The organism is Naasia sp., assembly GCF_025465545.1.
Classification (GTDB): Bacteria; Actinomycetota; Actinomycetes; order Actinomycetales; family Microbacteriaceae; genus Naasia.
In genome coordinates, this window is the sequence record NZ_JAODMK010000050.1 from 26526 (window position 1) to 39014 (window position 12489).

Sequence of the window (12489 nt, forward strand, 5' to 3'; positions counted from 1 at the left end):
CGTTACCGGAGCGTTACAGAGACCGGCGGAAGTCCCGGGGCCCGCTCGCTCAGTTCTTGGCGAGGAACTCGCGGGAGGACTCGTCGAGCCGGCGAGTGATGGCCTCACGCAGGGCAGGATGCCCCGCGAGAATCGGGTCCTTCTCGAGCAGCTCGCCCGCGGCGATGCGCGCGTCGCCGATGAGGTCCGCGTCTGCGACCACCCGGAGAAGTCTCAGCGAGGAGCGCCCGCCCGACTGGGTGGCGCCCAGCACGTCCCCCTCACGGCGGAGCTCCAGGTCGATCTGGGCGAGCTCGAAGCCGTCGAGCGTGCTCGCCACCGCGTCCACCCGTTCCCGGGCGACGGAGCCCTGCTCGGCCGAGGTCACGAAGAGGCACAGTCCCGGTACCCCGCCCCGGCCCACCCGCCCCCGCAGCTGGTGCAGCTGCGAGACCCCGAACCGGTCCGCGTCGAGCACGATCATCGTCGACGCGTTCGGCACGTCCACGCCGACCTCGATCACGGTCGTCGAGATGAGCAGGTCGATGCGCCCACCCGCGAAGTCCTGCATCACCGCATCCTTCTCGTCGGCGCTCATCCGGCCGTGCATGGCCGCGACCCGGCGACCCGCCAGGGCCTCGACGGTCGCCACGAGCTGCATCGTCGACTCGACCGAAGCCGCCGGGCCCGCGGGCACCTCGTCGGTCCCGGCGGCCTCGCCGTCGTCCTCGGCCGGATGCTTCGCATCGATCGCGGGACAGACGACGAACACCTGGCGTCCCTTCTCGATCTCCTCGGCGGCCCGCTGCCAGATCCGACCGGTCCAGCCGGGGTGATCGGCGAGCGGAACCACGAAGCTCTCGATGCCGGCCCGGCCGGCCGGCAGCTCGGTGATGGTGGACACGTCGAGGTCGCCGAAGACGGTCATCGCGACGGTTCGGGGAATGGGCGTGGCGGTCATCACGAGCACGTGCGGCGGCATGCCGCCCTTGGCGCGGAGGGCCTCGCGCTGCTCGACGCCGAAGCGGTGCTGCTCGTCGACGACCACGAGTCCGAGGTCGAAGAAGCCGACCTTGTCCCCGAGCAGGGCGTGGGTCCCGACCACGATCGACGCCTGGCCGCTGACCACGCGGAGCAGGGCGCGCTTGCGCTCGGACGCAGACAGCTGCCCGGTGAGGAGCGTCGGGACGAGCTGGGCGGCGAGATCGGGGCCCAGCGAGCGGACGATCGAGCGGAGGTGCTGGGAGGCGAGCACCTCGGTCGGCGCGAGGAGCGCTGATTGCCCCCCGGTGTCCGCCACCTGGAGCATCGCCCGCAGAGCGACGAGGGTCTTGCCCGACCCCACCTCGCCCTGCACGAGGCGGTTCATCGGGGCGGGCGCGGCCAGGTCGGAGGCGATCTGCGCGCCGACGACGTGCTGGTCCCCGGTGAGCTCGAACGGCAGCGAGGAGTCGAACCGGGCGAGCGCCCCGCTGGACTGGAGCGGCCTCGGGGTCGCGGCAACGGCTCGGGCGAACATCCGCTGCTCGAGCAGGGCGGCCTGCAGCACGAATGCCTCCTGCAGCCGCAGCGCGTCGCGCGCGGCCTTCCAGTCGCTGTCGCGCTTGGGCCGGTGGACCAGCTCGAGTGCGGCACCGAAGTGGATGACGCCGAACCGCTCGCGGAGGTGGTCGGGCACCGGATCCTCGATCGGGCCGAGACCGTCGAGGGCGAGGGCGACGGACTTGGCGATCTGCCAGCTGGCGACCGTGCTCGTCGCCGGATAGATCGGCACCGGCGCCTCGGCCCACGCATGCGCGGAGGGGCCCGAGAGGCCAGCCTGCTCCTCGTCCGGGAACAGGTCGTAGTCGGGATGCGCCAGCTGCAGCGCGCCCTTGTAGCGGCTGACCTTGCCCGCGAACACTCCGCGCAGCCCGGGCTTCAGCTGCTGAGCCCGCCAGCCCTGGTTGAAGAAGGTCAGGGTGAGGATGCCGTGGCCGTCGGAGATCGTCACCTCGAGGATCGATCCGCGCCGGGACGCCATGCTGCGCTCCTTCACGGAGCGGATCTCGGCGACGATCGTGACGTTCTCGTCCACGGGCAGCTCGGCCAGGGAGGTGAGTTCACCGCGCTTCGCGTAGCGTCGCGGATAGTGGCTCAGCAGGTCGCCGACGGTGGTCACGCCGAACGCCTTCGCGAACGCCCCTGCGGTGCGCCCGCCGAGCACGTCGCCGAGCTTGCGGTCGAGCGGGCTGGTCACCCGACGAGGCTACCCTCGCGCGCCGACCGCGCGAGGACCGCACCCCTCCGGCCAACCTGCACCGGCACGCGGTTGCGGTTTGGCCGGACGGTTGCGCATCAGCCCGATCCCGCGCGCCGGCGGCGCGGCTCGGGTCAGAGTTCGAAGGGGTAGCCGCCCGACTGGCGGACCGCGCGACCGATCTCGCGGGTGGCGGAGTCGGCGTTCGTCTCGAGGGAGCGCAGCTGGCGGCCGACCTCCCGGGCGGAGCTCTCCAGGAAGGTGGTCGCCACCGTGCGCTCGGCACCGCTCGCCGCCTCGCCGTCCCGGCCGATCACCGCGCTGAGGCGGGAGACGACCGCGACCTGGCCGTAGATCCCCGTCACGACGTTCGCGAGCCGCTTCTGCACGAGCTGGCGCTCCTGGATCCTCGAGCCGTGCTTGCGCAGGGCGGCCTCCGCGGCGCCGCGGAGCCGCGCGGTCTGCTCGGCGATCGCGCCGACGTGCCGGTCGAGCGACGGGGAGGCGCCCTCCAGCCGCTCGGGTCGCAGCCGCATCCCCACCCGCTCGCGCAGATAGGGGCCGAGCACGCCGACGGCCTTGGCCGGGTCGCTGATCCGGATGCCGGTCACGTCGGGCAGGTGCTCGGACAGTGCCTTCACCCCGTTCAGCGCGGTGAACGCGCGCATCACGTCGTTCGCGCCCTCGAAGATGGGGAAGATCCGGAAGTCGCGCAGCGCCTTCGCGAGCGGGTGCCCGCTCATGTACGCCTCGCCGCCGTGCAGCTGGAAGACCCGGTTCAGGGCGTGCCAGCCGGTGTCGCTGGCGAAGACCTTCGTCATCGCGGATTCGAGGGCGAAGTCGGCCTCGCCCCGGTCCACGAGCCCGGTGGTGAGGTAGCTCATCGACTCGACGGCGTAGATCTGCATCTGCAGCCAGGCGATCTTGTCCTCCACCAGCTCGAAGTCGATCAGCGCACGGTCGAACTGCCGCCGGGTTGTCGTGTGCTGCAGGGCGAGCTCCTGGAAGCGCTTCATGCCTCCCGTGATCGATGTGCCCATCGACATGCGCCCGTTGTTGAGCGTGTTCATCGCGATGCGGAAGCCGTCGCCGGGCTCCCCGAGCACGTTGTCCGCCGGCACCCGGACATCCCTGAACCGGATCCGCTGCAGGCGATTGGCCCGCAGTCCCACGGTGTCGAAGCGCGGGCCGGTCTCGAGGCCCTCCGAGCCGCCCTCGACGATCAGGGCCACGTGGCCGAGGTCGCTGCGCGCGAAGACCGTGAGCACGTCGCCGTCGCCGTTGCCGATCCAGCGCTTCTCCCCATTCAGGAGCCAGCTGCCGTCGGACTGGCGCTCCGCCCAGGTCTCCAGGTTGTAGGCGTCGGAACCGACGTTCGGCTCGGTCATGGCGAACGCCGCGAGCTTCCGGCCAGCTGCCAGGTCGGGGAGCCAGCGCTCCTTCTGCTCGACGGTGCCGTAGAGGTGCAGGGGCTTCGTGCCGATGGACTGGTGCACGCCCATCACGACCGAGAGGGTGCCGTCGACCCGCCCGAACTCCTCCATCACCCGGCAGTAGCCCGACTGACTGAGCCCCTGACCGCCGTACTCCGGGTCGACGAACAGGCCGAGCAGTCCTCGCTCGCCGAGGTCGCGGAAGGTGTCGTCGCCGATCCACCGCTCCTCCTCCGCCCGCTGCGCGTCGAAGGTCGACAGGCAGTCGCGTGCGGAGGCCACGAGGCGCTGGGTGTTCGCACGATCCTGGCCCTCCTGCAGCCGATACGGCATCACGAGCTCGCTCGCCACACTGCCGAGGAAGAGCGACTTGCTGAAGGAGGGCTTCTGAGCCCGGTCGACTGCGGCCATTCCGGCATTGTGCTGAGACCGCCACCGCCCCTCCGAATCGGTTGTGCGCTTCCGCAAAAGGCTCCCCCACGAAGCCGGGCGGGACTGTCGGGATGCGCGAACGGGCCCGGAACCCCGCGTCCGCCCGGCGGGTAGCCTGGGATGCCATGACGCGCATCATCTCGGGGGCGGCCGGATCGCTGCGGCTGCGGGTGCCCGGGTCGGGCACCCGGCCCACGAGCGACCGCGTGCGGGAAGGGATCTTCTCCTCCCTGGAGGCCCGGGGCGCGCTCGAGGGCGCGCGCGTCCTCGACCTCTACGCGGGCTCGGGCGCGCTCGGGCTGGAGGCGATCAGCCGCGGAGCGTCGACGCTCGTGCTCGTGGACAAGGCGCCTGCCGCCGCCGCGGCGTGCCGGGCCAACGCGGCCCTGGTGGCGAAGGCCGCCGAGATGGCCCCCGCGGCGCTCCGGGTCGTGCCCGCCAGCGTGCCGACCTTCCTCGCGGGCGACTCCGGCGTCTACGACCTGGTGTTCCTCGATCCGCCCTACAGCCTGCCTCCTGCTGAGCTGGTCCTGGCGCTGGAGCGCCTGGTGCCGCGGCTCGACGAGGACGCGACGGTGGTCCTCGAGCGGAGCTCCCGGCTCCCCGGGCCGCCTCTGCCCGACGGGCTCGTCGAGGAGCGGGCGCGCACCTATGGCGACACCGTGGTGGCCCTGCTCGGCCGAGCCTGACCGGTCGGCGTCAGCCCCGCTCGCGATTCCAGCCCTCGAAGGAGTCCCAGCCGAGCGCGATCCGCGGCGGCTCGGCCCCGTCGACGGAGACGCCGACGCCGTTCCGCACGACACCGATGCGCCGGAAGCCATCGGGCAGCTCCCCCGGCGGGAACGTCGCCAGGAGGGAGTGGTCCTCGCCGCCGGTGAGGACGAGCGCCGTCGCCTCGGCGACCAGTTCCCGGGCGCCGTTCCGGACAGCCTCGACGTCCGGCTCGAGCGCCGCCGAGGAGAGGTCGAGGGACACCCCGCTCGCCTCGGCGATGCGGCTTGCATCGAGGAGCAGCCCGTCGGAGATGTCGATCATCGCCGTGGCACCGCCCTGCATGGCCAGCACGCCGGACGGGATGGGCGGCGCCGGAGCGAGCTGGGCACGGATCAGCTCGGGGTGCCGCTCCCGCAGGGCGGGCAGCGCCGCCGGATCGGGCCGCCCCTCCCCGTCGACCGCGGAGCCGAACAGCAGGCGCAGACCCGCCGCGGCGCGCCCGAGCGGCCCTGCCACGGCCACCACATCGCCGGGCCGCGCTCCGGAGCGGCGCACCGCCGCCCCCCCGCCGAGGTCGCCGAACACCGTGACCGCGATCGTCAGCGTGGGTGAGGCGGACAGATCACCGCCGACCACGCCGACGCCCGGCGCGAGCGCCGCACACGCCTCCCTCAGCCCGTCGGCGAGCTGCTCCAGGAACGCGACCGCCGTCTCCCCCGGCGCCGCGAGGGCGACCACGAGAGCGGTCGGCGCGGCCCCCATCGCGGCGATGTCGGCCAGGTTGGTGGCCGCCGCCTTCCAGCCGAGATCGAAGGGGCTGGACCAGGCAAGGCGGAAGTCCGGCCCGTGCACGAGCAGGTCGGTGGAGATCACGGTGCGCCCGTCGGGAGCCGCGACGACCGCCGCATCGTCGCCGGGTCCGAGCAGCTGCAGGTCCGCCGCAGGCAGTCGCGGAAGGATTCGCCGAAGAGCCGCCGTCTCCCCCACCGCCTGCAGCGTGTCCAGGGTGGCCGCCGCATCCTCGGGTCCGTTCACCGCACCAACGCTAGCGCCCTCCTCCCGTCTCCTCGGCGGGGCCGGAGGCGGCGACCGGTAGCCTGTGGCCGTGCCCGATCGCCGCCTGCCGCGACGTCTCGCCGGTTCCCTCGGGGCCGCGGCGCTGCTCGCGTCCGCCCTGGCCGGCTGCGCTCCGGCCGTCGACCTCGACCCCGCCGAGGATGCCGCCGACGTCGCCTGCGCGAGCATCGTCGTGCGGCTGCCCGCGTCGCTCGGCGACGCCGCCCGCCGAGACACCGACGCACAGGGCACCGCAGCGTGGGGGGATCCCGCCGCCGTGCTGCTGCACTGCGGCGTTCCGGTGCCCGGCCCGACGACCGCCCGGTGTGTGAGCGTCAACGGGGTCGACTGGGTGGAGGACGCCACGGACGCCCCGGTGTACACCTACACGACGTACGGCCGCGATCCGGCGACGAGCGTGACCATCGACTCCGCAGCCGCGTCCGGCTACACCGTCCTCACCGACCTGTCCGAGGCGGTCAAGGCCGAGCCGGGCACGGACGCCTGCGTGGGCGCCGAGGACGTGCAAGCACCGGCCGGCACCGGCTCATGAGAACGTCCCGGGCGTCGAGGGCTACTCGAGGGCGAGCTCGATCAGCTCGTCGATCAGCTCCGGATAGGTGAGCCCGGACGCGAGCCAGCACTTGGGGAACATCGAGATCGGGGTGAATCCCGGCATCGTGTTCACCTCGTTGACCACGAAGCCGGATTCGGTGAGGAAGAAGTCGACCCGGGCGAGGCCCTCTCCGCCGATCGACTCGAAGGCGCGTGCGGCGATCCGCTGCATCTCTGCGAGCTCGCCCTCCCGCAGATCCGCGGGGCAGACCAGCTCGACGCCGGGCGCGCCCAGATATTTGGCCTCGAAGTCGTAGAAGTCCCGCCCGGTCACCACGACCTCGCCGGCGACGGAGACGCGGGCCGGTGCGCCGTCGCGGCCGCCGAGCACGGCGCATTCGACCTCGCGGCCGACGATCTCCCGCTCCACGAGCACCTTCGAGTCCTCGGCGAAGGCCATGGCGACCGCGGCCGCGACGCCTTCGGGACCGGTCACCCGGCTGACGCCGACCGACGATCCGGCGCGGGCCGGCTTCACGAACTGCGGATAGCCGAGCCCCTCGATCCGGCGCTGCCAGAGCTCGCGGTCCGCCGTCCAGCCCCGCTTCGTCAGGGTCACCCAGGGTGCGACCGAGATCCCGGCCGCCTCCAGGACGGTCTTGGTGAAGTGCTTGTCCATGCCGAGTGCTGAGGCGAGCACCCCGTTGCCCACGTAGGGCAGGTTCAGCAGGTCGAGCATGCCCTGCACCGTGCCGTCCTCGCCGAAGGGGCCATGCAGGATCGGGAAGACGAGGTCCACCTCGCCGAGCGAGCGGGAGACGCCGTCCTCCACCACCGTCAGCTCGCGGCTGCGCGTGCTCTCCGGCCAGTGCACCCGGGTGCCGTTGTCGGCGACCTCGGGGAGCACCTCCACATCGAGGGCGAAGCGGGTCGAGTCGTCGTGCTCGAGCACGAACGCGCCATCCCGGGTGATCCCCACCGGCACGACCTCGTAGCGCTCCCGGTCGATCGCGCCGAGCACCCCACCCGCCGTGGCACAGCTGATCGCGTGCTCGCTCGAGCGTCCGCCGAACAGCAGCACGATCCGAAGCTTGGTTCGCGGCATCCGTCACTCCCCCTGGGGCAGGTCATCGGTGGTCAGGTGCGGCGCGAGGTCCTTCGGCGCGAGGGTGCCGTCGAGCACCTGACCGACCTGCTCCACGATCGGCATGTGCACGCCCCGAGTGCGCGCGAGGGCGAGCACCGGCTCGACCGACGAGAGCCCCTCCGCGGTCTGCTGCATCGCCGCGACGACCTCGGCCAACGCGTAGCCCTGCCCCAGCAGCCGTCCCGCCCGGTTGTTGCGGGAGAGCGGCGACTCGCTGGTCGCGATGAGGTCGCCGAGTCCGGCGAGACCGGCCATCGTCTCCGGCTGCGCTCCGAACGCCGAGGCGAAGGCCGACATCTCGGCGAGCCCCCGGGTCAGGATCGACGCCTTCGTGTTCTCGCCGTAGCCCACACCGTCGACGATGCCGATCGCGAGTGCGATGAGGTTCTTCAGCACCCCGCCGAACTCGGTGCCGATGACGTCCGTGTTGACGAATGAGCGGAAGTACGAGTTGGTCGCGGTCGCCGCAATGGTCTGGGCTGTGTGCAGGTCCTCGGAGGCGACGACCGCAGCGGTGGGCATCTCCTTGGCGATCTCGAGCGCGAGGTTGGGCCCCGAGGCGACGGCGATCCGATGACCAGGAAGGCCGAGCTCGCCGGCGAGCACCTCGCTCATCCGGCTTCCCGTGCCCGCCTCCACCCCCTTCATCAGGCTGACCACGATCGCCTGCGAGTCGAGGTGCTCTGCGACATCCCGGAGGTTGGCCCGCAGCGCCTGGCTCGGGATCGAGATGTAGACCTGCTCCGCGCCCGCAACGACGACGCCGAGGCGGGAGTCGGCCTTGAGGGTGCGCGGAAGATTGATTCCGGGCAGGTAGTCGCTGTTGCGCTTGCCTCGGGAGATCTCCTCGGCGAGCTCGGGTCGCCTCGCCCAGATGGTCACGTCGGCGCCGCCGTCGGCGAGCACCTTGGCGAACGTGGTGCCCCAGCTGCCGGCGCCGAGGACGGCGACCCGGGGGCCGGGAGGGGTCGGGTCAGTCAAAGCGGCCCGTCTCCGTCTGGCCGCTCTTGCGCGGGTCCCAGCGCACGGCCGGCGCCTTCTCCCCGCGCAGCCCCTCGAGGAGCACGGTGATGTCATCCATGACCGCCTCGGTGGCTTCGGCCAGGACGCTCGCGTCGATGGGTCTGCCCTGGAAGCGGGACAGGTCGACCGGGTCGCCGAATCGCACCGTGATCTTCGCTCTGGGGAACACCCTGAGCTTCTTGCCGTAGCGCGCCAGAAGGTTCTGGGTGCCCCAGTGCGCGGCCGGGATCACCGGGATGCCGTGTTCGAGGGCGACACGGACGGCGCCGCTCTTGCCGCGCATGGGCCAGAGGTCCGGATCACGCGTGAGGGAGCCCTCCGGGTAGACGACGACACAGCCGCCGGCGGCAACCACCTTCGCCGCCGCTTCGAGGCTCGCCCGACTGCCCGTACCCCCGGCGCGCTCGACAGGAAGCTGACCGGTCGAGCGCAGCACCGCACCCACCAGCGGGATCTTGAACAGGGAGGACTTGGTGAAGAAGTGCGGGGCGCGGCCGATGTGCCAGGCGGCCCACCCCATGACGATCGGGTCGATCTCGCTGTAATGGTTCGGCGCCAGCACGAATGCGCCGGTCTCGGGCACCTTCTCGCCGTCGAGGATCCGCAGGCGGGTGACGAGCCGGAACGGAGGAAGCACGAGGGCGATGACCGGCCAGAAGGCGGACGGCCGCGTCTTCTCCGGCTTCCGTCGCACCGGACCATTATCCCTGTCGCCAGGACTGCGCGCCGCACGGCTGCGCGTGCGTGCCGTCCGGGGAGGGACGGCGCGGAGGGCGCCGTGTCCTCCGGCGCTCCCCCGCGCTCCTCGGGTCATCCCTCGACGGTGAAGCGGGCGCCGAGCGCCTCCAGCTTGGCCAGGAAGTTCTCGTAGCCGCGACTGATGATGCCCACGTTGCTCACGGTCGACCGGCCCTCGGCGGTGAGCGCCGCGATCAGGTGGCTGAACCCGCCGCGGAGGTCGGGGACCACGATGTCGGCGCCGTGCAGCGGGGTGGGGCCGACCACCACGGCGGCCTGCTCCAGGTCGCGGCGGGGAACCCGGCGGGCGGTGCCCACCAGGCCGGTCTTGTGCACGGTGATGTCGGCACCCATCTCGATGAGGGCATCGGTGAAGCCGAAGCGGTTCTCGTAGACGGTCTCATGCACGATGGACGCGCCCTCGGCCTGGGTGAGCGCCACGATGAGCGGCTGCTGCCAGTCGGTCATGAAGCCGGGGTGCACGTCCGTCTCCACGACCACGGGCTTCAGCGGGGTGCCCGGGTGGTAGAACCGGATGCCATCGTCGTAGATGTCGAACTTGCCCCCGACCTTCCGGAAGATGTTGAGGAAGGTCATCATGTGCTCCTGCTTGGCACCGCCGACGAACACGTCGCCACCGGTGGCCAGCGCGGCCGATGCCCAGCTCGCGGCCTCGTTCCGGTCGAAGATCGCCCGGTGCGTGTAGCCGTCCAGCTTGTCGACGCCCTCGATGAGGATCACGCGGTTGGGCTCGACCGAGATGATCGCGCCCATCTTCTGCAGGATCGCGATGAGGTCCATGATCTCGGGCTCGATCGCCGCATTGCGCAGCTCGGTGATGCCCTTGGCGCGGGTGGCGGTGAGCAGGACCTGCTCGGTGGCGCCGACGCTCGGGTATGGCAGCTCGATGTGGGCGCCGCGCAGCCCATGGGGTGCGGTGATGCGGATGCCGCTCGGCAGCTTGTCGACGACGGCGCCGAAGCGGCGCAGGGCGTCGAGGTGGAAGTCGATGGGCCGGTCGCCGATGCGGCAGCCGCCGAGGTCGGGGATGAACGCCTCGCCGAGCTGGTGCAGCAGCGGCCCGCAGAACAGGATCGGGATGCGGCTCGAGCCGGCATGCGCGTCGATGTCCGCCATGTGCGCGCTGCGCACGTTGGTCGGGTCGAGGATCAGGTCGCCGGGCTCTGCGCCCTCGGTGACGGTGACCCCGTGCACCTCGAGCAGCCCGCGGACCACCCGAACGTCGCTGATGTCCGGAACGCTGCGCAGGAGGCTCGGCGTCTCGCCGAGGAGGGAGGCGACCATGGCCTTGGTCACGAGGTTCTTCGCACCGCGGACCTCGATCCGACCCTTGAGCGGGATGCCGCCATCGATGGCGAGTCGGTCCACGGTGAGGCCCACGCTCTCACCGGCCCGGGAAGCTTCCTTGACGAGACTGTTCACGAGATCCTTACTTCCGGTGTCCGGTCCGCGATCTAGCTGCGGGCCGGGAGCGTTGTGGGCCGCCAGCTCTCGCGGCGTCCCTCGAATTCGGCGATGCGCGCCTCGTCGCGCAGGGTCAGGGCGATGTCGTCGAGACCCTCGAGCAGCCTCCACCTGGTGTAGTCGTCGATGTCGAACGGCACGACGATCTCTCCGAGGGAGACGCTCTTCGCAACCAGATCGACGGTAACCGCTATTCCCGGATCCGCTTCGACCCCGGCCCAGAGTTTCTCCAGATCGTCCTCGGAGATGGTCCCGGTGACAAGGCCCTGCTTGCCCGAATTGCCGCGGAAGATGTCCCCGAATCGGGGGCTCAACACGACCTTGAAGCCGAAATCGCGCAGCGCCCAGACGGCGTGTTCGCGGCTGGATCCTGTTCCGAAGTCCTGCCCGGCGAGCAGGACCGACGCGCCGGCGTAGGCCGGCTCGTTGAGGATGAAGTCCGGATCCTGGCGCCAGGCGTAGAAGAGCGCGTCCTCGAAGCCGGTCTTCGTGACTCGCTTGAGGAAGTTGGCAGGGATGATCTGGTCGGTGTCGACGTTGGAGCGGCGCATCGGCACCGCGATCCCGGTGTGCGTGGAGAACCTGTCCATCAGGCACCCACCGTCGGCTGCAGCTGTGCGGCCGGGCCGTCCTGCTCGAGGTCCCACGGGCTGGAGAGCGTGCCGCGGATGGCGGTCGCCGCCGCGACGAGCGGGGAGACGAGGTGGGTGCGTCCGCCCTTGCCCTGGCGGCCCTCGAAGTTGCGGTTGCTGGTGGAGGCGCAGCGCTCCCCCGGGGCCAGCTGGTCCGGGTTCATGCCGAGGCACATGGAGCAGCCCGCGAAGCGCCACTCGGCGCCGAACGCCTCGATGATCTTGTCGAGCCCCTCCGCCTCCGCCTCGAGCCGCACCCGTGCCGATCCGGGAACGACCATCACGCGCACCCCGGGCGCCTTCTGCTTGCCCTGGATGACGGACGCGAACGCCCGCAGGTCCTCGATGCGGCTGTTGGTGCAGGAGCCCATGAACACCGCGTCGACCGCGATCTCCTTGAGGGGCGTGCCGGCGGCGAGGTCCATGTACTGGAGCGCGCGCTCGGCGGCGGCCCGCTCGTTGGGGTCGAGGATCGCCCGCGGGTCGGGGACCGACTCGGAGAGGGAGACGCCCTGGCCGGGGTTGGTGCCCCAGGTCACGAACGGCTCGAGCCGGTCGGCATCGAGGTAGACCTCGGCGTCGAACACCGCGTCGTCGTCGGTGACGAGGGTCCGCCAGTAGTCGACAGCGGCATCCCAGTCGGCGCCCCGCGGAGCGTGCGGCCGCCCCTTCAGGTAGTCGAAGGTGACGTCGTCCGGGGCGATCATGCCGGCGCGGGCGCCCGCCTCGATCGACATGTTGCAGACCGTCATCCTGCCCTCCATCGAGAGGCTGCGGATGGCGCTGCCACGGAACTCGAGCACGTAGCCCTGGCCACCGCCGGTTCCGATCTTCGCGATCACGGCCAGGATGATGTCCTTGGCCGTCACTCCCGGACGGAGTGTGCCGTCGACGGTGATGGCCATCGTCTTGAAGGGCTTCAGCGGGAGCGTCTGGGTGGCCATGACATGCTCCACCTCGCTGGTGCCGATGCCGAAGGCCATGGCGCCGAACGCGCCGTGTGTCGACGTGTGCGAGTCTCCGCACACCACGGTTATGCCCGGCTGGGTCAGGCCG

At 71.4% G+C, this 12489-nt stretch carries 11 protein-coding genes; 2 read left to right on the plus strand and 9 right to left on the minus strand.

Annotation, left to right across the window (positions count from 1 at the left end):
• Nucleotides 1–49: 49 nt before the first annotated feature.
• Together JWR33_RS13000 and JWR33_RS13005 are read right to left on the minus strand one after the other, a co-directional pair.
• The gene (locus tag JWR33_RS13000) at nt 50–2218 is read right to left on the minus strand and encodes an ATP-dependent DNA helicase RecG (protein WP_297412342.1); all 2169 of its coding nucleotides are present in this window, start codon (nt 2216–2218) and stop codon (nt 50–52) included.
• 134 nt (nt 2219–2352) lie between these two features.
• A complete protein-coding gene (locus JWR33_RS13005) occupies nt 2353–4062 on the minus strand; it encodes an acyl-CoA dehydrogenase family protein (protein WP_297412343.1) in 1710 nt (569 codons plus the stop codon).
• Between the two features lie 146 nt (nt 4063–4208).
• Between JWR33_RS13005 and JWR33_RS13010 the strand changes: the two genes are divergently transcribed.
• The gene (locus JWR33_RS13010; RefSeq protein WP_297412344.1) at nt 4209–4772 is read left to right on the plus strand and encodes an RsmD family RNA methyltransferase; all 564 of its coding nucleotides are present in this window, start codon (nt 4209–4211) and stop codon (nt 4770–4772) included.
• A 10-nt stretch (nt 4773–4782) separates the two neighbouring features.
• On the opposite strand, the gene JWR33_RS13015 is transcribed toward JWR33_RS13010, so the two are convergent.
• Nucleotides 4783–5802, minus strand: a complete 1020-nt coding sequence (locus JWR33_RS13015; RefSeq protein WP_297412353.1) for a thiamine-phosphate kinase — start codon at nt 5800–5802, stop codon at nt 4783–4785.
• A 100-nt stretch (nt 5803–5902) separates the two neighbouring features.
• Between JWR33_RS13015 and JWR33_RS13020 the strand changes: the two genes are divergently transcribed.
• Nucleotides 5903–6406 carry a DUF3515 family protein gene (locus tag JWR33_RS13020; protein ID WP_297412345.1) on the plus strand — a complete coding sequence of 168 codons (504 nt, stop codon included), beginning with the start codon at nt 5903–5905 and terminating at the stop codon, nt 6404–6406.
• 21 nt (nt 6407–6427) lie between these two features.
• Here the strand turns inward: JWR33_RS13020 and JWR33_RS13025 are convergent, their stop codons facing one another.
• From JWR33_RS13025 to leuC, 6 genes are all read right to left on the minus strand, one after another.
• On the minus strand, nt 6428–7513 hold the full coding sequence (locus JWR33_RS13025; RefSeq protein ID WP_297412346.1) for a D-alanine--D-alanine ligase family protein: 1086 nt from the start codon (nt 7511–7513) through the stop codon (nt 6428–6430).
• A gap of 3 nt (nt 7514–7516) precedes the next feature.
• A complete protein-coding gene (locus JWR33_RS13030; RefSeq protein ID WP_297412347.1) occupies nt 7517–8536 on the minus strand; it encodes an NAD(P)H-dependent glycerol-3-phosphate dehydrogenase in 1020 nt (339 codons plus the stop codon).
• Entirely contained in the window at nt 8529–9272 is a 744-nt protein-coding gene (locus tag JWR33_RS13035; protein WP_297412348.1) for a lysophospholipid acyltransferase family protein, read from the minus strand. Before JWR33_RS13035 ends, JWR33_RS13030 begins: the two co-directional genes overlap by 8 nt.
• A gap of 116 nt (nt 9273–9388) precedes the next feature.
• Nucleotides 9389–10759, minus strand: coding sequence for a UDP-N-acetylglucosamine 1-carboxyvinyltransferase (murA, locus tag JWR33_RS13040; protein WP_297412349.1), 1371 nt, complete (start codon nt 10757–10759; stop codon nt 9389–9391).
• A gap of 32 nt (nt 10760–10791) precedes the next feature.
• Nucleotides 10792–11391: a 3-isopropylmalate dehydratase small subunit gene (leuD, locus tag JWR33_RS13045; protein WP_297412350.1), complete on the minus strand. Its 600-nt coding sequence runs from the start codon at nt 11389–11391 to the stop codon at nt 10792–10794.
• A partial coding sequence (gene leuC / locus JWR33_RS13050; RefSeq protein WP_297412351.1) for a 3-isopropylmalate dehydratase large subunit occupies nt 11391–12489 on the minus strand: 1099 nt, incomplete at its 5' end. The genes leuC and leuD, both read right to left, overlap by 1 nt.